This is a genomic window from Pseudorhodoplanes sp. (assembly GCF_035565795.1).
Classification (GTDB): domain Bacteria; phylum Pseudomonadota; class Alphaproteobacteria; order Rhizobiales; family Xanthobacteraceae; genus Pseudorhodoplanes.
This window is the reverse complement of sequence record NZ_DATMRV010000262.1, coordinates 1-19,732: the sequence shown is the minus strand read 5'-3', so window position 1 is coordinate 19,732 and position 19,732 is coordinate 1. Positions and strand designations below refer to the sequence as shown.

Genomic DNA, 19,732 nt, shown 5'->3' with positions numbered 1-19,732 from the left:
TCACGCCGTAGTCGAAGACTGCGTAATCCAGTCCGGCCGGCAGTTCATCGCAACGCAACACATGCCAGTATCGCTCGCGATAAATCTTCGCAGCCTCGGCAAGCGTCATCGCACGGACATCGGCCGCCGTGCCGTTGGCGTGGATGTAGCGGCGATAGTCATGGATCGTAATTCCGAAATTGGTCGGCCCGCCAGCATCCGAGGGATGATTGCTGTAACCGCCCTCATGCTTCAGTACGCGCGAGAGGCACGTATCGTAATTCGTCGCCGCCATGCTCGCCTCCTCACAGGTCGAGCCGCAGCGGCCATTTGCCGAATGCGTGGCGATACGCGGCTAGCGCTAACACCGCCGCGACAACGATCGCCCATCCGATCCATTCCATCGTCACCTCCTGAAAGTAAAAGCGCCGCGCGAATGCGCGGCTCGTGCGTTTTGTCGGTGTGGTCGAAAGCGTCGGCGCTCAGCGCGGCGCGTCCTGCAGCGCCTTCACTTCGGCGAGCACACGCGCATGCAGCGCCGGATCATCGTCGACGGCGCTATGGATGGTCGCGACCCGCTCCTGGGTCAGCGCACCTTTGAAATCCGGCGCCGGTTTCAGCAGGCCGCGGCCGAGCGGACTGATCTTCTGATAGAAGCACAGCGCCCGCGCGACATTGGCAGGAACCGGCGGCGGCCCGAACAGGAGACGGAAACTCGTCGGATCGAAGCATACGACAAGCGGCACCGCGATTGCTGCGCTCTCGAGCCTGACCGCCACCTTCAGCGCCGCGTCAGCACCCATCGAATGCCCGATCAAAACCGGCCGCGCACCCTTCGCTGCTGCCGACAGCGCGAGCCGCGCGATCGCATCGACCTGGCCATAGGGTCGCAGGAACGTGCCCTGCGCGTGCACGCTGGCGCTGACGCCTTGCGCGGTCAGCTTGCGCGCGAGGACGTCGAGACCACCGGAAAAGTAAAAGGGCCGGCCACCGGCCAGCCCTTGTATCAGGAACGCGCGCAGCGTTGCGCCAGCGCTTTGGGCATTCGTCATGTGTCGTCCGCGGTTGTGTGACGGCCGAATGAACCGGCCGCTTGTCTTTGCCAAAGGCGCGGTGGCGCTTGCCTCGCGGCCGCCTCGCCGTTACACGGCTTGCGCCGGGCGGCACGCGTGTCCTCGGCCCGGCGACCGCCCAGGTCCGCAGTCGCCGTTTCGGAGGGACGCATGCGTATCGCAATGATCGGCTCGGGCTATGTCGGCCTCGTCTCGGGAGCCTGCTTTGCCGATTTCGGCCATCACGTCGTTTGCGTGGACAAGGACGCCCGCAAGATCGAGGCGCTGAACCAGGGCGAGATGCCGATCTACGAACCCGGCCTGTCGGAGCTCGTCGGCAACAACGTCCGCCAGGGCCGCCTGTCGTTCACGACCGGACTGGCCGGAGCGGTTGCACAGGCCGACGCTGTCTTCATTGCGGTCGGTACGCCGTCACGGCGCGGCGACGGACATGCGGACCTGAGCTACGTCTATGACGCAGCGCGCGAGATCGCGCGCGCGACGGACGGATTCACCGTGATCATCACCAAATCGACGGTACCGGTGGGCACAGGCGATGAAGTCGAGCGCGTCATGCGACAGAGCCGCACCGATGCGGATTTTGCCGTGGTCTCCAATCCGGAATTCCTGCGCGAGGGCGCGGCGATCCGGGACTTCAAACATCCCGACCGCATCGTGATCGGGACGACGGACGAGCGCGCCAAGGCAGTCATGGCGGAGATCTATCGTCCGCTTTATCTCAACCGCGCACCCATCATGTATACCGAGCGGCGCACCGCCGAGCTTATCAAGTATGCGGCGAACGCGTTTCTCGCGACCAAGATCACGTTCATCAACGAGATGGCCGATCTTGCCGAGAAGGTCGGCGCCAATGTCCAGGAAGTGGCGCGCGGTATCGGGCTCGATAACCGCATCGGATCGAAATTCCTGCACGCGGGTCCCGGCTTCGGCGGTTCCTGCTTCCCGAAGGACACGCTCGCGCTGATCAAGACCGGGCAGGATTACGAAGCGCCGCTGCGCATCGTCGAGACCGTGGCAGCCGTCAACGACCAGCGCAAGCGCGCGATGGCGCGCAAGGTGCTCGCCGCCTGCGGCGGCAGCCTGCGGGACAAGACCGTCGCGGTGCTAGGGCTGACGTTCAAGCCCAATACCGACGACATGCGCGACTCGCCGTCGATCCCGCTCATCACCGCGTTGCAGGACATGGGCGCGACGGTGCGCGCCTACGATCCCGAGGGCATGGAAGCGGCGCGCGAAGTGCTGAGCAACGTGACCTATACCGAAGGCGCGTATGATTGCGCGAAGGATGCCGACGTCATCGTCATCGTCACCGAATGGGAGCAGTTCCGCGCGCTCGATCTCGACGCGATCAAGGCCGCCATGAAGACGCCGGTAATGGTCGATCTGCGCAATGTCTATCCGCCCGAAGAAGTCGAGCGTTACGGATTTTCCTATACCGGCATCGGCCGGGCGCCCGCCCCCGCCGGCCGACCTCAGGGCTGACGCGCTTCGAGCGTCGCGACGCGCGCGGTCAATTCCTGCACCGCGCGGATGAGCGGCGCGATGAACTGATCATAGCGCAGGCCCTCCTCGCTGTCGGCATCGCCGACATCCGTCTTGATATACCCGCCGAAATCGCCGGCGCCGACAGCATCGAGCGCGGCTTTGACCTCCTGCGCGAGCAATCCGTAATGCGTGCGTGCACCGGGCCGCGGCACGGTTCTGGTCGGAATGACGCCGTCGTCGTCGGCTGGCGCGTCCGGATCGGCAACGACATCCTGCCCGCCGACAATCCATTTGTACGAGACCGGCCGCAGCGCATTGATGAAGTCGAGCCCGAGCTCACTGTCGGCAATGTCTGTCTTGGCGCGAGCATCTGACGTCTGAATGGTGCCGTTGGCCGCGTAGATGGCAGACCAGCGATACGACGCGGTTCCGCACGAATACGCATTGTCCGCCGCCGGCCGGGAATGACCGGCATTTTCGATCACGAACCGCGAGGCATTACTCCCGCCATTGGAAAAATTCTGGAATTCGATGCGTGTCGGTACATTTCCGGCAGACGGCGTTCCATCGACCACCCAGCGCAAATTTCCAACCGCGACATAAGCCGAGCCGTCCCAGGCGCGGACCGGAAAGGCTGCGACATTATCGCTGGCCTGGACAATAGCCGGACTGCCAATCGTCCCCCTCGCTTTCCGGAAGGCCAGGCCCGCGGCCGAGGCGCTGTTGGCGGCGAGATCCACAAGCGGCTGCACCGACGTTGAAAGAAGGAGATGAAAAGCCGCTTCCGGCGCGTCGGTCCCCAACCCGATATATCCCGTGGTTTCGTCGATCACCACGACATCTTTCCACGCGCTGCCATCGGCACTGACTTTCGCACGCAACTTGTTGTCGCCGATCAGCCCGATTTCCGCACGCCCGGAATAATTCGTCTGCAGCAGAAGCGACAGCACGTCCGCCGTCGACTCCTTGTTGAATTTCATGCGCAGGCTGCCGTCGCCGCCCTCGCTGTCATAAAGCGCGGTCCACAACGCGTTCCCGAGTTTCGCAGCAAACGGATTGGTTGAATCGGCAACCGTGCCGAACCCGAGCCGCGCAATATTCTGAAGCTGGGGACTGGAACCGAGCAACGCGATCCAGTCGCTGCCGTCGAACGCCAGTGGCGTTTCCTCGTCCTCGACGTAACAGATCCAGCCCGCCTGCGGATCGTGGAAGGCCCAGGCGCCGTCGCGAAAATGCGCGATCTGGTTGTCCTTGCCCGCGAACGCGCCTGTACCTGACGGTTTCACCAGATAGCGATCGCCCTCCGCGGGCGAACCGGGCGGTGCGGACAGATCGCGGTCCCTGACCGACAGCATGACGAGAGCGTCGAGAGCGCGGAGTGCTTCGTTATGCGTGACGTGCTTCTGCGCCTGCGAGGCCGCGATCATGGGCAAGGCGAGATGGATGGTATCGCTCATGTCGGTTTTCCGTTATTGCGATGCCGCGGCCGTGAGCCGCGATAGGAACAGGTCGAAGCGATGAACGACGTCAGCCCGGCGTTGATGATGCAGAAGGAACTCTTGCCCGGCGAGAAGCTGTTGAGCAGCTTTGGCGCCAATGTGCTGTTGCCGCTCCATCCGGATGCCGGCCGGACAGGCGCGCCGCCTTACGTGCTCGGTGCATCCGCACCGCGAAAGGTGCTCGGCATGCTGCACCTCACCAATTACCGGCTGAAGTTCAAACCGGCGAACCCGGTCGAGCCGGCCTTCTCGATCATGCTTCCGGCGATTTCCGCAATCCGCAACGCATCGTTCCTGTTCGTGCGGAAATTCCGGCTTGTCATGCAGGACGGCACCCACATTGACTTCCTGAAATGGGGCATTCCGGCCGTGATCGCAGCGATCAACGCGGTCGCGACACAGACGCGGCAACTCGATTGGGCTGCGATCGAGCGTGATATCGCCGCGGCGCCCGAGACGATGGGCGCATGGTCGATTCAGCTGAGCGATGTTCAGCCGACCACGAGCGTCGCCTCCGCCGGATAGCCGCGACCGACCAGTGCAGACATCTGCGCGACCCGCAGCGTGAGCGTGTCCAGCGGCGCACCGAAATCGGCGATCTCGTCGGCCGATGCGTAAAGCACTTCCGGCGCGTTCGCATGCAGCACCCGCTTCACCGTCGCGCCATCGAGGATATCGACCTCGTAGCGTTCCGACGCTTCGCCGAGCGGGACATCCTCGGCCTCCCATGAATCGCCCTCGGTGCGCGTCCGCCGCACCCAGGACAATTCAATCCCGGAAGGTCCACGCGCGGCGCGCAGATGCACCGGCGCGTAGGGACGCAGCGCCACGGACTGCGGTTCGGTCTCGATTGAAACCGCAGCCGCATCGCCATGATCGCGCGCGGCGGCCACGATCCGCAGCAACAAAGGTCGCCCGAGCATCGCAAGACCACGCGCGACCGGCACCAAATGCGCGTCCAGCAAAACGAACGCCGCACCCGCAGGCAGCGGATCGGACACGGCCCATTCGGTACCGCCCTGCCCCCGCAGCAATCGCGACAACCTGTAAGTGCCGTCGTCCACGAGTTCGGCATGCGCAAACTGGATCACCTCGCACGCGCCGTCCGGCCGTTGCAGCGCTGCGAGATTGGCGCCGCCGAGAAGCGCAAGATCGGAAACCGAAACCAGCGCCCCGCCGTAAAGTCGCACGCGGAATGTGTTTGCCTCGTCGAAGCAGAATACTGGCCCCTCAGGCAACGGATCGAGCGTCTCACCCATGATCGCCGGTGCAAAAGCCGTGGCGACGCGCTCATAGGACGCATCGTCGCGCGCGCGCCAGATCGCGACCGGTCCCGGCCAGGGATCGGCGAACACGGCGGCGCGCGTCAGGACAACCGGATCGCCGCCATCGAAGGCCGGCAGATCGAGAAGGCGCACCTCCACCGGACCGACCGGCGGCGGGATCGGCACCGCGACATCGCCGTCGCGCTCGACCGGAAGATTGAAGATCTCCGGATCGATCGCGCGCGCCTTGATCGCGCGCGCCTGCGCGTCGACGATCTCGCGAATTTCAAACAGCCGTCGCCGGCCATCCGCGTTTAGTGCGACAACGTCGCCCGGCGTCAGCGCGAGCCTCGTCGGCGGCAATCCGAAATCCGCACTCTCGCGGCCGGCCCACAGATCCTGCAGCCAGATATCCGCGCGCCGTTCCGCAGCCCTGCTGGCGCTCACCATCGCGATCTCGCTTTGCACAAGCCGCGTTGACGAACCGACCAGACGCCGCGACGAGGCGGCGCCACGGCGATAATCGTTTCGGCCGTCCGAGAAGCCGAGCGCGATTTCGCGCGGCAATTCGGTCTCCTGCGCGCGCGTGAGCCGCAACGGCGCGCCACGATCCGGCAGCACGCAATCGGCGCCCGTCAGTTCGATGACGGGGCTCCCGCCGCGCGGGCGAAACACGAGTTGTCCGCCTTCATCGGATGCGTCGAAGGCGAAGACCTGCGCCAGCGGCTCGATCGCCGCCCGCGCACTCATCGGCCGGTCGATGCTGTAGCCGTCCGGCCCCTCGCCGAGCGCCGATACGTCGCACAAAGGCGCTCCGGCATCGGACAGGATCGCGCCGATCAGGCCATCCATCGGCGACGCGCCGAGCCGCCCCGTGAGCCAATGTCCGGTTTCCCAGTTCGCGCCGTCGCTCCACGTATCGGTCGCCTGCGGAAAGACCGGATAAGGGCGCGCGTCCCAGGTCCAGAGATGGATCGCGGACGGCTCGACCATCCGTCCGTCATAAAGAGACGATGCCGGATTGCGTGCGCTGGCTGCGCCGAACGCCGACAGCACCGCTTCGAGGTAGCGCCGCTGGATCAGGTCGTCGCGCCGGCCGTTCGAAAAATAGGGGTAGCCGCCGCTCGCCGATTTCGGATCGGGAAACACGCTGGGCTGGTTCGCGCTCTTGTCAACCGCGGGACACCCGGTTTCCGTCAGCCAGATCGGCTTCGATTCCGGCATCCATGCGGTCGGAGATGACAGCTCGACGCCGCCGACGCGCTCATGATGCGGCTCGCTCCAGAAGCTCCAGAGATCCTTCTGCCGGAACATCCATGGCTTGCCGAGACCGTCGGTGATCGGCGTGCGGGTCTGCGCTTCACGCGCAGCCGGATCGGCGTAAAAGAAGTCGTACGCCTCGCCGCCATCCAGATTGCCTTCGAGATAACCGCGGTCGTGGATCGTGTCCGTGAGCGCGCGGTCGGCATGATCGGGCGTATCGCGCCAGTCCGACAGCGGCGGATAATAGTCGATGCCGATCGCGTCGATATTCTCCGAGGCCCAAAGCGGGTCGAGCGGAAAGCGCACCTCCTGCGCCGTCTCGTCAACGACATGCGCGCCGTATTCGGTCCAGTCGGCGGCATAGGTGATGGTCGTGTCATCGCCGACTATGGCGCGCACGTCTTCCGCAAGCGCCACGAGGTGGTTTACCGCCGGATAGACCCCGGAGGCCGAGCGCACCCGCGTGAGGCCCTTCAGCTCCGAACCGATTACGAACGCATCGACGCCGCCCGCGGCCGCGGCCAGAGCTGCGTAATGCAGGATCATGCGGCGAAAATTCCAGCCGGTACCGCCACCCTCCGCAAAGAACGCATCGACCTCGTCGCCTGCAGCACTCGTTCCGTCCGGCGAACCCTCGATGCCGGGAGCCGGATAACAGGTGATCTCGCCGCGCCAGGGATAGGCCGGCTGTGGCGCGGTCCCGTTCCCGGGATCAGGCAATGCGTTATCCGCCGGCACATCCATCATCAGGAACGGATAGAGCGTGACCTTCAGCCCGCGTTCCTTCAGTTCGGCGATCAGGTTGCGCACGCTGGCGTCGGATGGCGTTCCGCCATAGGCCGCGCGTCCGTCGACCTGCGAGACGACATGCGCGCTGCCGCGGCCAAGACCCGCCACCGACCAGTTCGCGCCATTCGTCGCCTTGCTTGCATGGTCGACCTTGGGGCGGACGCGACAATGCCCCGCGCGCAAATCGTCACCGAACCACGCGACCACCAGCGCAACGCGCTCCAGGTTCGGACACAGCATCTGGAGCTCGTCGAGGGAGGCGATCACATCGGACGGCGCATGCGCGACATGCCGGTTCTCCGGCGCGTGCTGGCCGGGTCCAAGCCTGCGCGTCACGGTCGCCGGCTCATAACCGAACTCGGTCGCGCCGGGAATGAGCGTCACCGCGCGGATCAGCTGTTCGAGCAGTCCCACAGGCCGCACGATCTCGAACGACAGTTGCGGAATGCGATTGCCGAACGGGTCGACCGGCAGCCGCTCGAACACGACATAACTCAGCCCGCGATAGGCCGGCGCATATTCTGCGCCCTCTTTCGCAACGATCAGCGGATCGGCGCCCTGATCCTCGCTGCCGGAGTAGAAGCGCAATGTCACGCCGGACAGATCGAGCGGTTTGCCGTCGGCCCAGATCCGCGACAGATGCGCGACCGGACCTTCGGCGAGCCCAACCGCGAAATTGGCATAGTAGGAATAGGTGCGCGTGGTGACGCTCTGCGCCGGCGCCGCCGATCCGCCGCCGCCCTTGCCGCCGCCACCGCCCGCGGTCTCGGTGCGGGTCGTGACGACCTCCTCGAGTGCGGTCGCCCAGATCACCTGACCCGACACACGCACACGTCCGTAAACGCGCGGGATGGGAGCGCCTTCGGTCGACGCCATCACGTCGAGATCGCGCAGCCTCGGACCTTCATGCGTGCGCGGGGGCAAGGCCGCAGGCGCGAACAATCTCTGATCGATGAGGCTGCCGCCGATCGCACCGGCAAGTTGCCCGGCGAATGCGCCAACCGGACCGAACAGCGCGCCGCCGATTGCGCTACCCGCGGTGGAGAGAACGAGCGACGCCATCAATTCACTCCGGGAAAGCGAAAGACATAGGCGAGACGACGACGCCACCACGGCGCGAACGCGACCTCCGCAACCGCGGCTCCGTCATGAGCGTGCACCATTGCGGTCTCCGACGTGAGGATCGCCGCATGCTTGGCGACGAAGCCCGTTCGCCAGCGGAACAGGACCACGTCGCCCGGCTGCATGGCGTCGCGCGCAACCGGCATCAGATGCCGCGTGCCGGCTTCGGCGAGCGTCTCGCGCAGCGACGCTTCCGCCCAATCGCGCGAATAGGCCGGCATGCGCTCCGGCTCCTCGCCATACAGCGTACGCCACACGCCGCGCACCAGGCCCAGGCAATCGCAGCCGACACCTTTCAGCGAGGCCTGGTGCCGGTACGGCGTGCCGATCCAGCTGCGCGCTTCGGCGATGATGACAGTCGGGGTGATGGACATGCGTCACCTCTGCAGGCTTTGCCCGTCATGGCCGGGCTCGCCGTCGGTCGCGTAGCGCATCAGGAAATCGTTGCCCGGAATGTGCGGAAAGCCGCGGAAGTTCAGCACGTTGTCGAAGCGATCGCGGCAGGTTGCAAAGCGCTTGTCGCAGCCGGCTGTCACGACGAACGTGTCGCCGGGCGCGATCGGCTGAGCCATGGCCTGCCAGAGCGCGATGGTGACGGTGTCGTCCTGCATGCGATGGCGTTTCACCTCCATCGCATCGCCGGCATTCGCCCCGCTTGTGAAGAGAACGCGCCCGCCCGTGAACAAGCCGTCATCGAACGCGGGCAATCCGTTGGCGATGAAAACGGACGTGCCGTTCAGCGCCGCGACCGTTCCTTCGCCGCGCCAGGCCGGATCGTCGAGATCGACGCCGCAGCGCGCATCGCCGAGATCGGCCGCGCAGCCCGCGGTATAAAGCCGGCCGGTTTCAACATTCAGCGCATCGGCAAGGCCGCGCAGTTCGGCGGCAAACGCCCTGCCCTCGCGTCGCACCTCGCCGACATGCCCGCGCGACATCAGGACATGCAGCGACGGCTCGCTCCAGTCGACGACATACATGTCGACCTGCGCCGCATCGTATCGCCCCGCGGCAAGCGCATCCTCGTTCAGGCTCTCGTCGGACAGCACGCCCGACACCTCGATGCCATCGACCGACAATCCAAGCCGTGCAATCGCCTCCGTCCCGGCAAAGCCGCTATCGGCACGGCACACGACCTCGTTCAGCGTCACGTCGCGGTCGTGGTCGGTGAAGCCCTGCACCGCGCCATCGCGACGCGTGACAATCCAGCATCGGCATAATGTGGTCGCGCCGGACTCGAGCCTTGCCTGGAGTAAAGGCGGGATCGTGCGCATGGAACGCTTCCGAGGTAATGATTCAAAACACTCGTCCCCGCGAAGGCGGGGACCCAGCGCAAAAGACTGGATGCCCGCCTTCGCGGGTGTGTGAGCGGCAGGCTGTTGGCGCTTGCCGTCCCTAGACGCGAATCTCGATCAGCGGGATCTTCGGAATGGCCCCTGCCGCGAAGGCCGACAGATCGACTTCGAGATAATCGGTATCGAACCGCACCGGCACGTCGAACAGAAAGCCCGCGGTGACAGCATCGCCGATACCGGGCGGCTCGGTGAAGGTGACGACGCCGTTCGTCACATCGACCGCGAAGCCGCTCTCCAGTTCCACACCATCGACGGCAACGCGTACGCTGCCGGCCACGGGCTTTGCGATCGGCCGGGCATAGGGCGCGAAAGCGCCACCATAGGTCTTCGTCAGCTGAAACGTGTCGGTCGCGCCGTCGCCCACGCCCAGCACCTGGTCGAGTGCCGTCACCGCAATGCCCGGTGCAGCGGAACTGTTATCCAGCCGGTCGCGCCAGCGAAAGCCGTGCAGCATGCCGCGCCGTTCCTCGAAGAACGCGATCACCTCCGACAATGCGTCGAACGTCTTGATGCCGTAGCCCGCGTCGTAGCGACGCCGCGAATGCGCCCAGCGCGCATTGCGCTCCTCGCGGCCCGACGCGAGCGCGACGATCTCGGTGCGCCGCTCCGGCCCGCCCGCGCTCCCGAGCGCGATATCGAGTGGAAACAGGATCTCGTGGAAAGCTGGCATGACGCGTCACATCCCGCGCTGGCCGCGCGCAACGGCGCGCGCAATCTGCCCGGTGACGTAAAGCTCGGACCTTCGGAACGAGTCCGCGTCGGGCGTTGCGATATTCACCGTGATGCTTGCAGCGGCGCTGCCTGTTGCGGCAACGCCGAGCCGGCCATCCGGTCCGCGCCGGAGCGGCATGATCGCTTCGGGTCCGGCCTCGCCCGCAAGCCCCGCGCCGCCGGAGCGCAACGGAAAATAGGTCGGCGTGCCGATGATGCCGCCCGATGCGAAGGCCTGCACCGGCCCGGCGCCTCCGGTCCCGGCAAATAAACCGGAAAAGCCCGCAGTGAGCGCATTCTCCAGCGGCTTGAACGCGAGCCTCAGTGCGATGTCCGACAGCCGCAGGTACAGCGACTTCAGCACATCGTCGAGCCCGCGGCTGCCATTGACCCCTTGCGTAAACGCATCCGACAGCGAGCGGCCGAATTGCGCCGCGCTGCGGTTGATGTCGCGCATTCCCCGATCGATCGTGCGCATGCTGCGATCGAGGCGGTCCACGCTTTCGGTCAGTGCGAAATCGTCGAATTCATCGGCCATCGGGATATCTCGTCATCAGGTGAGTGAGGTCGCTTCGGCGCAGCGGCGTGACGCCGCCGCTCACGGCGGCAATCGCCAGCGCCAGTTCGCGCGGCGTCATCGCCCAGAACGCTGCGGGCGACAGCCGCAGCACGCCGAGCCCGAAGCCGATGGCTTCGTCCCAGGGAAACGCTTTCATGGAAACGCTTTCATGGAAGTGGCTTCATGTGCCGGCCGTCCCGAACGTTGCGTCGAGCAGGTCGGCGGTGATCCGCACATAGCCTTCCGCGCCGCCCGGCACCGCCATGCGCGCAACCTCGTCGTCGGACACGCTCTCTCCCGCGCCGCGCAGGCCCGCGCTGATGATCGAGATCAGGTCGCGTGCACTCATGCGGCCCTTGGCGAAGCGTTCCGCGAGCGCGACCAGATCGCCCTCACCGAACGCGGCTTCGAGTTCGGCCAGCGCGCCGAGCGTCAGCACCAGCGTGCGCCTCCGTCCCCCGATATCCGCTTCGATCTCGCCGCGGTGACGATTGGGCATGGTCAAGTCTCCGTTCTCTCCACCGCTCGTTCCCGCAAAGGCGGGGACCCGGAGTCAGGAATGCTGGATGCCCGCCTTCGCGGGCATGAGCGGAAGACTGTCACTCAGCTGCGCGCACTAAGCCGCCGCGAATGTCAGCTCGCCGGCGGATTCCAGCGAAAGGTCGTACGTCACCTCGCCGTCATGCTCGCCGGCAAATTCCAGGCTCGTGATCTGGAACGGCCCCTGCACCGTGCCGAAATCAGGGATGAAGACCTGGCAATTCTTCACCGCGCCATCGAAGAAGGTCTGGCGCATCAGCGCATCGGTTGCGGCGTCCTTGAACAGGCCACGACCGGACACGCCCGCGCGCTTGATGCCTGCGCCGTCGAGCAATTCGCGCCAGCGCCCGGCGCTTTCGGCATGCGTGATGTCGACGGTCTCGGCATTGAAGGCGATCCGCCGCGAGCGCAAGCCCGCGACGGTCGCGTAGCCCGAGCCGTCATGCATCTTGATGAGCAGGTCCTTGCCCTTTTGTGCTGCCATAGTTGTGTTCCTGTTGTTGCCAATCACACCGGCTCGGTGACCGCGCGAAAGCGCACCAGCGCGTGATAGGTGCGCCCGTCCGCCTCGCGCCGGATGTCGGCGAGCGAGAAGCGCAGGTTCACCAGTCGATGGCCGTCAGGCGACAGCGGCGCATCGTCCAGCGCCTGCAGGAGCGCGCCCGCGATCATGTGCGCCTCCTTGTGTCCGCCCTGCCGCGACCAGGCATGCAGCGTGAGCTGATGCTCCTGCAGCGCGTCGTCGCCGGCGGAAAAGTCGGACACCCGCGCTTCGCCGAGCGTCACATATGGAAAAGCCGCCGTCGCCGGCGGCTCGTCATAAATCTTTGCGCCGCCGAGAATACCGGCGAGTGCAACATCCGCAGTCAAGGCGTCGTGGATCGCCGCGCGCAACGCGGCGGTGGCTGTGGGCATGGATGAGGCTCCATCCCTCCGCTTCAGGGGAGGGTCGGCGCGAAGCGCCGGGGTGGGGTTAAAGATCGTCGTGGAAGCAGGATCGCCCCCACCCGGCCGCGCGCGGCGCGGCCACCCTCCCCCGCTTTGCGGGGGAGCGATAAGTCAAGCAACTGTCTCTTCCGCATCGATCTGCAGAAACCGCCTCCGCCCGTCCCGATCGCGCAGCGACGCGATGCGAAACACGCGGTCGCCCTCGCGGAAGCGGTGCTGGGTGGTGATGTCCCCGGAAAAGCGGATGACAATGCGATGGGTGATGCGCGCGCCTGCGCGTTCCGCCTCGAATGCACGCGCGGCCGAGACCGGCGTCACCTCCGCCCACAGCGTCGCGACCGCGCTGTAGCTCCGGACCACGCCACCTGCGCCATCCGCACTTTCGACCGGGGCCTCGAGCGTGAGGCGCGATCGCAACGCACCCGGATTTCTCATAGCGACAACACCCGGAATGGAGCGATGAGCGACGATACCGACGCAGGCATGGTGGCCACCTCGCGACTCGCCGCGATCACGCCCCGGTTCTCATACCAGTGCGCGACCAGCACGCGGATCGCCTGGCGCAACGGCTCGGGCACATCATCCGGGTCATCGCCGTAGCCCGCCGTGATGTCGATCTCGATCCCGGACGCGAGCTTGCCCGGCACGCGGGGCGCTCCGCGCTCGAACGCCAGCACGGCCGGCGCCGATCCTGTGTCGATGTCGAACTTATCGAGTGCGAGGAGATGCGGCCCACCGTCCGCATCGAAGACGCGGATCGCCGTCACCGCGATCAGCGGCGCGGGCAGGATCGGCAGACGGCCGCTCGCCGGCCAGACGTCGCGCACAAGGCGCCAGCTCTGCTCGATCAGCGCACGGCGGGTCTGCGCTTCGACATGGACGCGGGCAGCCGCGATCAGGGCGGCGATCACATCGTCATCATCGTCATGCGCGACCCGCAGGAACAGCTTGGCATCGGCAAGCGACACCGGCTCGAGCGCCGGCGGCGTCAAGAGAATGGCGGACATGGCAATCTCCGTCGTTCCGGGGCACGCGCGAAAGCGCGTGAACCCGGAATCCAGAAGGCTTCAACGATTGCGAAAAAGGCCGGGCCCGTCCTACGACGCCCGGGGAGAGCAGACCTACATCCCGCCGGTCAGCGTGATGGCGATCGGCATGATCGCGACCATCGCGAAGGAGGTCAGCACCAGCGTGGATGCGGCCTCCGTCTCATAGGCGTTGTAGCGGGGCGCCAGCAGCACGGCGAAAGCCGAGCTCGGGATCGCGCACATCAGCACGAGCTCGTGCCCAAGCGGTTCGCGGACCGCGAACAGCCAGACCAGGAAAACCGCAAAGAGCGGCTGCGCGATCATCTTGGTGATCACGTTGCCGACAATCTCGAAACTCACATTGACCTTGTAGGCCGCGATGATGAGGCCCGCCGCAAACAGCGACACGCCGGACGTGGTCGAGCCGATCAGCGTCAGCGTGGCGTCGATCGGCTCCGGGACGGGAATGCGGCTCACAACGACCAGGATCGCCGCCAACGGCGCCCAGACCACCGGCTTCACGAAACTGCTCTTCAGCGCCGACACGATCTCGTCGCCGAGGCGCGAGACTTCGCCACTGCCGGCCTTGGCGGTTCGCTGCTTGTGCATCTCGAGCAGCAGCACCGTCAGCGGCGCAATCGTCAGGTTCGCGATCACGGTTGCGGTCGTGACCGACAGGACGCCGGATTCGCCGAACAGCCCCTTGAAGATCGGGATGCCCATGAACGCCACGGACGGAAAGCTGACAAGGCAGGCCTGCAAGGCCGCCTCGCCGATCGGCCGGCGAAGCAGCATCATGCTGACGAGCAGCACCGCGATATAGAACGCCAGCAGCGCGAACGTGGTCGCGATCAGGAACGCCGTCTCGCCGGTCGGAGGATGCGCCGCGGTCTTGACGATGCCGACGAACATGATCGCCGGCAACGCAAAGTCGAGTACCAGTTCGTTGATGCCCTTGACCTGATCGCTGTCGAACTCCTTGGTCCGGCCGGCCGCGTAGCCGAGCGCAATAACGAACAGGACCGGCAGAAGGACGGACAGCGAACTGGAGAGCATGCGGGAGAATCAAATCGGTGCGAGTGCGACTCACCCTCGCATCACCGCGCCATGCTGCCAAGCGCCGTGATGGCGCGATTGCCACCCCGCGTGGCATGGTTGACATCGTCCGCCAGCACCGTTCCAAGATGTGCCATGCGCCGCAGCCTCCTGATCCTCTCTCTATCATTCCTCTTTCCCGCAGCATCCGCCTCCGCGCTGGTCGGCGGCGCGCCTCCCGTCCAGGGTCCGAACGGCGCGGTGATGATCGTCGGTTCGCGCGGCAATTCCTGCACGGGTGTCGCGATCGCGCGCGACCTCGTGCTGACCGCGGCGCATTGCGTGCCGCCCGGCGCGGATTACAAACTTGTCGAATTCGATGCCCGCCGTCAGCCGAAGCTGCGCGACACGCAAAGCATCGCGCGCCATCCGCAGTTCAGCCAGAAAACCTTCGACGCCCATCGCGCGACCGCCGATGTCGCCCTGGTCAAGGTCGCGGGCGCCGGCGTGCCGTCGCCTGTCCATGGCGAGCGCCTGAAGATCGCGCCGGGCGACCGGCTGACCATTTGGGGCTACGGCCTCACCCGCATGGGCGACGGCAAGAGCGGCGGCACGCTGCGCAGCGCGACGCTTGCCGTCACCGGCCAGCCCGGCAATCTGCAGATCCGGCTGATGGATCCCGCAGCCCGCAACGAACGTTCCGGTCTCGGCGCCTGCACCGGCGATTCCGGCGCACCGGTGTTTCGCGATATCGGTGGCCGGATGATGGTGGTGGGCGTCGTGAGCTGGTCGACGGCCGCCGGCAATGAAGCCGGGTGCGGCGGTCTCACCGGCGTCACGCCGCTGTCGCTATACTATCCCTGGATCGTCGAGACCGCGAAGAAGCTCGGCAGTCCCCTGGCGCCGTAACGCGACAGCGTGCCGCTGCCAGTCTCCTGCTGTCGGCGCAACGAAAGGTGTTGGCATGTTTCCGGTTCCAACCAGCTATTTCCTCACCCGCGGCGTCGGCGCGCATCGCGACCGGCTCACCGCCTTCGAGCTCGCGCTGCGCGAAGCCGACATCGAGCAGCAGAATCTCGTCACCGTGTCCTCGATCCTGCCGCCGGAATGCGTGGAGATGACGCGCGAGGCCGGGGTCGCAACCCTTCGTCCCGGCGAGATCACCTTCTGCGTGATGGCTCGTACCGAAACTGACGAGCCCGGCCGCCGCATCCATTCCAGCATCGGCCTTGCGCGGCCGACCGACAAGAAGATGTACGGCTATATCTCCGAGCATCACGGTTACGGCATGACCGGCGAGCAGAGCGGCGATTATGCCGAAGATCTCGCGGCTTCCATGCTGGCCTCGACGCTCGGCATCGAGTTCGATCCGAACGCCGCCTGGGACGAACGCAAGAAGGTCTATCAGACCTCCAATCTCATTTTCGGCTCGACCTCCATCACGGCCGCCGCCGTCGGTGACGATGCCGGCCGCTGGACCTGCGCGATCGCGGCCGCCGTCTTCCGTTTCGCAGGACAGTGACAATGGCGACCGTTCCGACTTTTGCCGTTCCGCCAACCTTTCTCGGCATCCTGCGGGCGCCGGACGAAGCGGCGATCCACATCGCCGGCATCCCATTCGATATCGGCACCACGAACCGGAGCGGCGCGCGGTTCGGTCCGCCGGCAATCCGTGCGGCAAGCCGCATGCTGGTCGACGGCGACCATCCACATTGGTGGGTCGATCCGGCCGCCCTGCCCGTCTGCGATATCGGCGATTTCGATATCGCGCTGGGCGACATCGCGAACAGTCTCGCGCTGATCCAGGGACAGGCCGCGGCCCATGCGCATCTCGTTGCGCTCGGCGGCGACCATTCGATTTCGTTGCCGCTCCTGCGCGCCCGCGCGATCGGAAACGGCGCACCGCTCGCGCTCGTGCATTTCGACGCGCATGTCGACACCTGGCCGGACAATTTCGGTCAGGTCTATGCGCACGGATCGGTGTTCTACCACGCGATCGAGGAAGGCCTGATCGATCCGAAGCGGACCGTGCAGATCGGCATCCGCTCGCCGGTGCAGAAGGACGTGTACGACTGGACGCGCGGCAAGGGCGTGACCGTCATCACGGCACAGGACGTGCACGAGACCACTCCGCATGCGGTCGCGCAGCGCGTCACCGAAGTCATCGGCAATGCGCCGGCCTATCTCTCGTTCGATATCGACTGCCTCGATCCGGCCTTTGCGCCCGGCACCGGCACACCGGAAATCGGCGGCCTCGCGAGCTGGCAGGTGCAGGCGATCCTGCGCCGGCTCGAGGCGCTGACCTTCACCGGCATGGACATTGTCGAAGTCGCGCCCGCCTACGACAGCGCCGAGATCACCGCGCTCGCGGCTGCGACCATGGTGTGGGAATATCTTGCGATGGTCGCCCGGCCGCGGGCCTGACGGCGCTCAGACCCTTTGGTCCAGCGCCGGCTCCGATTGCAGATCGAAGTGATGGATCATCCGGTCGAGAAACACGAACACCACCGCAACGAAGGCAAACACGAAGACGAATTCAACAATGTGCGCGAGCACATTGGCATAGCCGAACTTCGACACGTCGATGAACGGGTACGGGTAGAAGCCGGTGACGGCTCCGTGCAGCAGCGTCCAGCCGCCATAGATCAGCGGCGGCACCATGATCCACGGCACGTTCTGCAAATGCAGCGATCCCTTCGGCATGTAGATCAGCCAGAACAGCACATAGGCCGGCGGCATCACATAATGCAGGAGATGGTCGTAGCGCGCCTCCCATCCGTGAACCTGGTAGAGCCCGGAGAGCAGAAAATAAAATACCAGCCCGGTGACAGAGATGTAGACAGCCGTCGCCATCGCAACCGGCGGAGACAGCAGGAAACGGCCCGCGCGCGTCTGCGGCAACAGCGCCGCCGCGGTGAAGGTTGCCGCGACCAGCGTGTTCGAGAGCATGGTGAAATAGCTGAGATAGTTGATCGTGCCCGCCAGCGAATGAAAGTCCGACTTCGCGATGTAGTGGCCGATCACCGAGAACCAGCCGACCAGCATGAAGACAAACGCATAGACCCGCGCCATTCCGCTCCCCCCACTTGCGAAGCGGTCCCGGCGCCGATCTCGGAGAGGCGCGTGCTGCTTCACACCAGGCTCAGGTTCATTCCTGAGCTGGCGCAAGCAGCACCCGCTTCATGAGAGTCTGTCAACTCCGCCTGATGGCCGGACTGAAACATCCGGACCGGCAGATCGTCGATGGGTGGGGAACGGCATTCGCAGCGGAAGCCGCGCAGGGCTATTCGTCGAAGCCGACCTCGACCCGGTCCGTTCGCTCGAGGCGAGAGGACGCACCCGTAGAGTGAGCAAAGTAATTGCCTTCGGCCACCGGATGCTCAATCGACCGGACGACCGAGTAGGCACCGCCGGCGAGGACCGCCGCAAACAATGCCAGGGCCATAAAGACGCGCATATCAATCTCCAGAGTCTTCTTGTTGCGGCGCACATAAGTGCGCCGTGCGCGTTTCGCCCGTTCACGACGCCGTTACGACATTCCAGCAATGCTGCGGCCGCATGCGGCCGCAAGTCCGTACCCGCTCCAGAAAACGCTAGTTCGTTTGACCAGGCGGCGGGGGCACCTCACGGCCGTAGAAATTGGACTCCTCCTGCCAGTCGAGCCGCGCCGAACCGGTGGTGTAGGCGTCGGCCGTGCTCTCCTGGACTCTCTGGAGCCCGACATAAGCCCCACCGGCGACGATCGCGGCGGCGACGACCGAAAGAATAAAGACGCGCATGGCGACCTCCATCTCGTTGACCGGGATGTAGAGGCGCCCCGCGCGGCCCGCTTTCACGTCGTTGTGACGATTTATGCGATCTTGCGGCGAACGGGCTATGTCGCCGAAAACTTCAGCAGCTTGATCGCGTCGAAGTCCTGCACGCCGCCGCCGACGCGCTTGGTGGTGTAAAACAGCACATAGGGCTTGGCGGAATACGGATCGCGCAGCACCCGCACGCCCTGCCGGTCGACCACGAGATAACCGCGCGCGAAATCGCCGAACGCGATCGAATAGCTGCCGGTCGCGATGTCCGGCATGTCCTCGGCTTCCACCACCGGGAAGGTGAGCAAGCCGGCACGCATGCCGACCTGCGACGGCGGCTGCCACAGATAGTGGCCGTCCTCATCCTTCAGCTTGCGGATCGCGCTCTGGGTCTTGCGATTCATCACGAAGCTGGCGTTCTGGCGATAGCCGGCCTTCAGCGCATAGACGAGATCGATCAGCGGGTCGGTCGGAGCCTCGTCCGGAAACGCGCCGGCGGCGCCGGTCTCGACGAAGCCGATCTTGGTCCAGGCCCAGGAGCCCTCCGCGACCTTGTCGTATTGCAGGAAGCCCTTGGGCTTGTTGCTGCCGTCGCCATTGACGAAGGCCGCCCCCTCCTGCACCGCGAACACCTGCTCGACCTCGCTTGCGATCCACTCGTCGATATTGACGGCGGAGTCCTCCAGCAATGCGCCGGTCGCGGCCGGCATCGCATAGAGTTCGGCGGCAGGAAACGAGAGTTCGTCCAGCGTCGGCGAATTGGTCTGCGGACGCGAGGCGGTCTCGGCCACCCATCCGGTCGCGGGCCCTGCCGTCATGAACGGCTTCTTGTAGGCATTGCCGGAGATCTCGCGCACCGACGCGATCGAACGGATCGGCGAAATCGCCGCGAGCCGCTTGCCGATCTCGCGTTCGACCTCGTCGGGGACGAGATAGCCGCCATCGGCCGGCGTACCGACGCTCATCGCCTTCACTTCAAGCGCGCGCAGTCCGGCGCTCTCGCCCGAGCGGACATAGGACTCGAACGCGGTCTTGTGCTCGCGTGCGGACGCGCGGTCCCTGCCGGTCTCGAGGCCAAGCTGGGGGCGTGCGGACTTGAGAGCCAGTTCGTCGAGCCGGCGTGTCTGCGCGTCGAGCGCGGCGTCGATGCGCGCCACTTTCTCCTCGTGCAGCACATCGGCGGAACGCCGCTCGATCGCGGCCATGCGTTCGTCATTCGCCGCCTTGAAGGCGTCGAAGGTGCGCATCAGTTCGGCATGGGTGACATGTGCGTCCTGCATC

The 19,732-nt window shown here is 65.6% G+C and carries 24 protein-coding genes; 5 read left to right on the top strand and 19 right to left on the bottom strand.

Annotation, left to right across the window (positions count from 1 at the left end; genetic code table 11):
• Both VNZ93_RS23630 and VNZ93_RS23625 read right to left on the bottom strand, forming a co-directional pair.
• On the bottom strand, positions 1–274 hold a 274-nt coding region (locus VNZ93_RS23630; protein WP_325711264.1), incomplete at its 3' end, for a glycoside hydrolase family 108 protein.
• 187 nt (positions 275–461) lie between these two features.
• A complete protein-coding gene (locus tag VNZ93_RS23625) occupies positions 462–1,031 on the bottom strand; it encodes a hypothetical protein (RefSeq protein ID WP_325711261.1) in 570 nt (189 codons plus the stop codon).
• A gap of 171 nt (positions 1,032–1,202) precedes the next feature.
• On the opposite strand from VNZ93_RS23625, the gene VNZ93_RS23620 reads away from it, so the two are divergent.
• Positions 1,203–2,534, top strand: a complete 1,332-nt coding sequence (locus VNZ93_RS23620) for a UDP-glucose/GDP-mannose dehydrogenase family protein (RefSeq protein WP_325711258.1) — start codon at positions 1,203–1,205, stop codon at positions 2,532–2,534.
• Here the strand turns inward: VNZ93_RS23620 and VNZ93_RS23615 are convergent.
• Positions 2,525–3,994 (bottom strand): DUF2793 domain-containing protein, encoded by a 1,470-nt coding sequence (locus tag VNZ93_RS23615; RefSeq protein ID WP_325711255.1) that lies wholly within the window; start codon positions 3,992–3,994, stop codon positions 2,525–2,527. The genes VNZ93_RS23620 and VNZ93_RS23615 overlap by 10 nt on opposite strands.
• Positions 3,995–4,054: 60 nt before the next feature.
• Here VNZ93_RS23615 and VNZ93_RS23610 point away from each other — a divergent pair, with 60 nt between their 5' ends.
• Complete coding sequence (locus tag VNZ93_RS23610) at positions 4,055–4,561, top strand: hypothetical protein (protein ID WP_325711251.1); 507 nt, start codon at positions 4,055–4,057, stop codon at positions 4,559–4,561.
• Here VNZ93_RS23610 and VNZ93_RS23605 read toward each other — a convergent pair.
• From VNZ93_RS23605 to VNZ93_RS23550, 12 genes are all read right to left on the bottom strand, one after another.
• Positions 4,528–8,415: a baseplate multidomain protein megatron gene (locus VNZ93_RS23605; protein ID WP_325711248.1), complete on the bottom strand. Its 3,888-nt coding sequence runs from the start codon at positions 8,413–8,415 to the stop codon at positions 4,528–4,530. The genes VNZ93_RS23610 and VNZ93_RS23605 overlap by 34 nt on opposite strands.
• A complete protein-coding gene (locus VNZ93_RS23600; protein ID WP_325711245.1) occupies positions 8,415–8,849 on the bottom strand; it encodes a DUF6950 family protein in 435 nt (144 codons plus the stop codon). Before VNZ93_RS23600 ends, VNZ93_RS23605 begins: the two co-directional genes overlap by 1 nt.
• Before the next feature lie 3 nt (positions 8,850–8,852).
• Positions 8,853–9,746 (bottom strand): DUF2163 domain-containing protein, encoded by an 894-nt coding sequence (locus VNZ93_RS23595; RefSeq protein ID WP_325711242.1) that lies wholly within the window; start codon positions 9,744–9,746, stop codon positions 8,853–8,855.
• Positions 9,747–9,867: 121 nt separating this feature from the next.
• On the bottom strand, positions 9,868–10,497 hold the full coding sequence (locus VNZ93_RS23590) for a DUF2460 domain-containing protein (RefSeq protein ID WP_325711239.1): 630 nt from the start codon (positions 10,495–10,497) through the stop codon (positions 9,868–9,870).
• Positions 10,498–10,503: 6 nt separating this feature from the next.
• Positions 10,504–11,076 carry a phage tail tape measure protein gene (locus tag VNZ93_RS23585; protein ID WP_414710178.1) on the bottom strand — a complete coding sequence of 191 codons (573 nt, stop codon included), beginning with the start codon at positions 11,074–11,076 and terminating at the stop codon, positions 10,504–10,506.
• On the bottom strand, positions 11,066–11,254 hold the full coding sequence (locus VNZ93_RS23580) for a rcc01693 family protein (protein WP_325711237.1): 189 nt from the start codon (positions 11,252–11,254) through the stop codon (positions 11,066–11,068). Before VNZ93_RS23580 ends, VNZ93_RS23585 begins: the two co-directional genes overlap by 11 nt.
• Positions 11,255–11,278: 24 nt before the next feature.
• The gene (locus tag VNZ93_RS23575) at positions 11,279–11,596 is read right to left on the bottom strand and encodes a gene transfer agent family protein (RefSeq protein ID WP_325711234.1); all 318 of its coding nucleotides are present in this window, start codon (positions 11,594–11,596) and stop codon (positions 11,279–11,281) included.
• Positions 11,597–11,713: 117 nt separating this feature from the next.
• On the bottom strand, positions 11,714–12,121 hold the full coding sequence (locus tag VNZ93_RS23570; protein ID WP_325711231.1) for a phage major tail protein, TP901-1 family: 408 nt from the start codon (positions 12,119–12,121) through the stop codon (positions 11,714–11,716).
• Between the two features lie 23 nt (positions 12,122–12,144).
• Positions 12,145–12,552, bottom strand: a complete 408-nt coding sequence (locus VNZ93_RS23565) for a DUF3168 domain-containing protein (protein WP_325711229.1) — start codon at positions 12,550–12,552, stop codon at positions 12,145–12,147.
• Positions 12,553–12,696: 144 nt separating this feature from the next.
• The gene (locus VNZ93_RS23560) at positions 12,697–13,020 is read right to left on the bottom strand and encodes a phage head closure protein (RefSeq protein ID WP_325711226.1); all 324 of its coding nucleotides are present in this window, start codon (positions 13,018–13,020) and stop codon (positions 12,697–12,699) included.
• Positions 13,017–13,592 (bottom strand): head-tail connector protein, encoded by a 576-nt coding sequence (locus VNZ93_RS23555; protein WP_325711223.1) that lies wholly within the window; start codon positions 13,590–13,592, stop codon positions 13,017–13,019. Before VNZ93_RS23555 ends, VNZ93_RS23560 begins: the two co-directional genes overlap by 4 nt.
• Positions 13,593–13,706: 114 nt before the next feature.
• Positions 13,707–14,669 (bottom strand): AEC family transporter, encoded by a 963-nt coding sequence (locus VNZ93_RS23550; protein WP_325711220.1) that lies wholly within the window; start codon positions 14,667–14,669, stop codon positions 13,707–13,709.
• A gap of 135 nt (positions 14,670–14,804) precedes the next feature.
• Between VNZ93_RS23550 and VNZ93_RS23545 the strand changes: the two genes are divergently transcribed.
• The 3 genes from VNZ93_RS23545 to speB are packed head-to-tail and all read left to right on the top strand — an operon-like array spanning position 14,805 to position 17,072.
• Complete coding sequence (locus VNZ93_RS23545) at positions 14,805–15,557, top strand: S1 family peptidase (protein WP_325711217.1); 753 nt, start codon at positions 14,805–14,807, stop codon at positions 15,555–15,557.
• A gap of 55 nt (positions 15,558–15,612) precedes the next feature.
• Positions 15,613–16,170 carry a pyruvoyl-dependent arginine decarboxylase gene (locus VNZ93_RS23540; protein WP_325711214.1) on the top strand — a complete coding sequence of 186 codons (558 nt, stop codon included), beginning with the start codon at positions 15,613–15,615 and terminating at the stop codon, positions 16,168–16,170.
• A gap of 2 nt (positions 16,171–16,172) precedes the next feature.
• Positions 16,173–17,072 (top strand): agmatinase, encoded by a 900-nt coding sequence (speB, locus tag VNZ93_RS23535; protein WP_325711211.1) that lies wholly within the window; start codon positions 16,173–16,175, stop codon positions 17,070–17,072.
• 6 nt (positions 17,073–17,078) lie between these two features.
• On the opposite strand, the gene VNZ93_RS23530 is transcribed toward speB, so the two are convergent.
• The 4 genes from VNZ93_RS23530 to VNZ93_RS23515 form a co-directional block, all read right to left on the bottom strand.
• A complete protein-coding gene (locus tag VNZ93_RS23530) occupies positions 17,079–17,720 on the bottom strand; it encodes a Pr6Pr family membrane protein (RefSeq protein WP_325711208.1) in 642 nt (213 codons plus the stop codon).
• Positions 17,721–17,931: 211 nt separating this feature from the next.
• Positions 17,932–18,105 carry a hypothetical protein gene (locus tag VNZ93_RS23525; protein WP_325711205.1) on the bottom strand — a complete coding sequence of 58 codons (174 nt, stop codon included), beginning with the start codon at positions 18,103–18,105 and terminating at the stop codon, positions 17,932–17,934.
• 136 nt (positions 18,106–18,241) lie between these two features.
• Positions 18,242–18,427 carry a hypothetical protein gene (locus VNZ93_RS23520; RefSeq protein ID WP_325711202.1) on the bottom strand — a complete coding sequence of 62 codons (186 nt, stop codon included), beginning with the start codon at positions 18,425–18,427 and terminating at the stop codon, positions 18,242–18,244.
• A gap of 95 nt (positions 18,428–18,522) precedes the next feature.
• Positions 18,523–19,731: a phage major capsid protein gene (locus VNZ93_RS23515; RefSeq protein ID WP_325711199.1), complete on the bottom strand. Its 1,209-nt coding sequence runs from the start codon at positions 19,729–19,731 to the stop codon at positions 18,523–18,525.
• Between the last annotated feature and the right edge of the window lies 1 nt (position 19,732).

Excerpts from the sequence above, each read along its gene's own strand:
- VNZ93_RS23625 (WP_325711261.1), bottom strand. The coding sequence starts at position 1,031 with ATGACGAATGCCCAAAGCGCTGGCGCAACGCTGCGCGCGTTCCTGATA.
- VNZ93_RS23620 (WP_325711258.1), top strand. The coding sequence starts at position 1,203 with ATGCGTATCGCAATGATCGGCTCGGGCTATGTCGGCCTCGTCTCGGGA.
- VNZ93_RS23615 (WP_325711255.1), bottom strand. The coding sequence starts at position 3,994 with ATGAGCGATACCATCCATCTCGCCTTGCCCATGATCGCGGCCTCGCAG.
- VNZ93_RS23610 (WP_325711251.1), top strand. The coding sequence starts at position 4,055 with ATGAACGACGTCAGCCCGGCGTTGATGATGCAGAAGGAACTCTTGCCC.
- VNZ93_RS23605 (WP_325711248.1), bottom strand. The coding sequence starts at position 8,415 with ATGGCGTCGCTCGTTCTCTCCACCGCGGGTAGCGCAATCGGCGGCGCG.
- VNZ93_RS23600 (WP_325711245.1), bottom strand. The coding sequence starts at position 8,849 with ATGTCCATCACCCCGACTGTCATCATCGCCGAAGCGCGCAGCTGGATC.
- VNZ93_RS23595 (WP_325711242.1), bottom strand. The coding sequence starts at position 9,746 with ATGCGCACGATCCCGCCTTTACTCCAGGCAAGGCTCGAGTCCGGCGCG.
- VNZ93_RS23590 (WP_325711239.1), bottom strand. The coding sequence starts at position 10,497 with ATGCCAGCTTTCCACGAGATCCTGTTTCCACTCGATATCGCGCTCGGG.
- VNZ93_RS23585 (WP_414710178.1), bottom strand. The coding sequence starts at position 11,076 with ATGGCCGATGAATTCGACGATTTCGCACTGACCGAAAGCGTGGACCGC.
- VNZ93_RS23580 (WP_325711237.1), bottom strand. The coding sequence starts at position 11,254 with ATGAAAGCGTTTCCCTGGGACGAAGCCATCGGCTTCGGGCTCGGCGTG.
- VNZ93_RS23575 (WP_325711234.1), bottom strand. The coding sequence starts at position 11,596 with ATGCCCAATCGTCACCGCGGCGAGATCGAAGCGGATATCGGGGGACGG.
- VNZ93_RS23570 (WP_325711231.1), bottom strand. The coding sequence starts at position 12,121 with ATGGCAGCACAAAAGGGCAAGGACCTGCTCATCAAGATGCATGACGGC.
- VNZ93_RS23565 (WP_325711229.1), bottom strand. The coding sequence starts at position 12,552 with ATGCCCACAGCCACCGCCGCGTTGCGCGCGGCGATCCACGACGCCTTG.
- VNZ93_RS23560 (WP_325711226.1), bottom strand. The coding sequence starts at position 13,020 with ATGAGAAATCCGGGTGCGTTGCGATCGCGCCTCACGCTCGAGGCCCCG.
- VNZ93_RS23555 (WP_325711223.1), bottom strand. The coding sequence starts at position 13,592 with ATGTCCGCCATTCTCTTGACGCCGCCGGCGCTCGAGCCGGTGTCGCTT.
- VNZ93_RS23550 (WP_325711220.1), bottom strand. The coding sequence starts at position 14,669 with ATGCTCTCCAGTTCGCTGTCCGTCCTTCTGCCGGTCCTGTTCGTTATT.
- VNZ93_RS23545 (WP_325711217.1), top strand. The coding sequence starts at position 14,805 with ATGCGCCGCAGCCTCCTGATCCTCTCTCTATCATTCCTCTTTCCCGCA.
- VNZ93_RS23540 (WP_325711214.1), top strand. The coding sequence starts at position 15,613 with ATGTTTCCGGTTCCAACCAGCTATTTCCTCACCCGCGGCGTCGGCGCG.
- speB (WP_325711211.1), top strand. The coding sequence starts at position 16,173 with ATGGCGACCGTTCCGACTTTTGCCGTTCCGCCAACCTTTCTCGGCATC.
- VNZ93_RS23530 (WP_325711208.1), bottom strand. The coding sequence starts at position 17,720 with ATGGCGCGGGTCTATGCGTTTGTCTTCATGCTGGTCGGCTGGTTCTCG.
- VNZ93_RS23525 (WP_325711205.1), bottom strand. The coding sequence starts at position 18,105 with ATGCGCGTCTTTATGGCCCTGGCATTGTTTGCGGCGGTCCTCGCCGGC.
- VNZ93_RS23520 (WP_325711202.1), bottom strand. The coding sequence starts at position 18,427 with ATGCGCGTCTTTATTCTTTCGGTCGTCGCCGCCGCGATCGTCGCCGGT.
- VNZ93_RS23515 (WP_325711199.1), bottom strand. The coding sequence starts at position 19,731 with ATGCAGGACGCACATGTCACCCATGCCGAACTGATGCGCACCTTCGAC.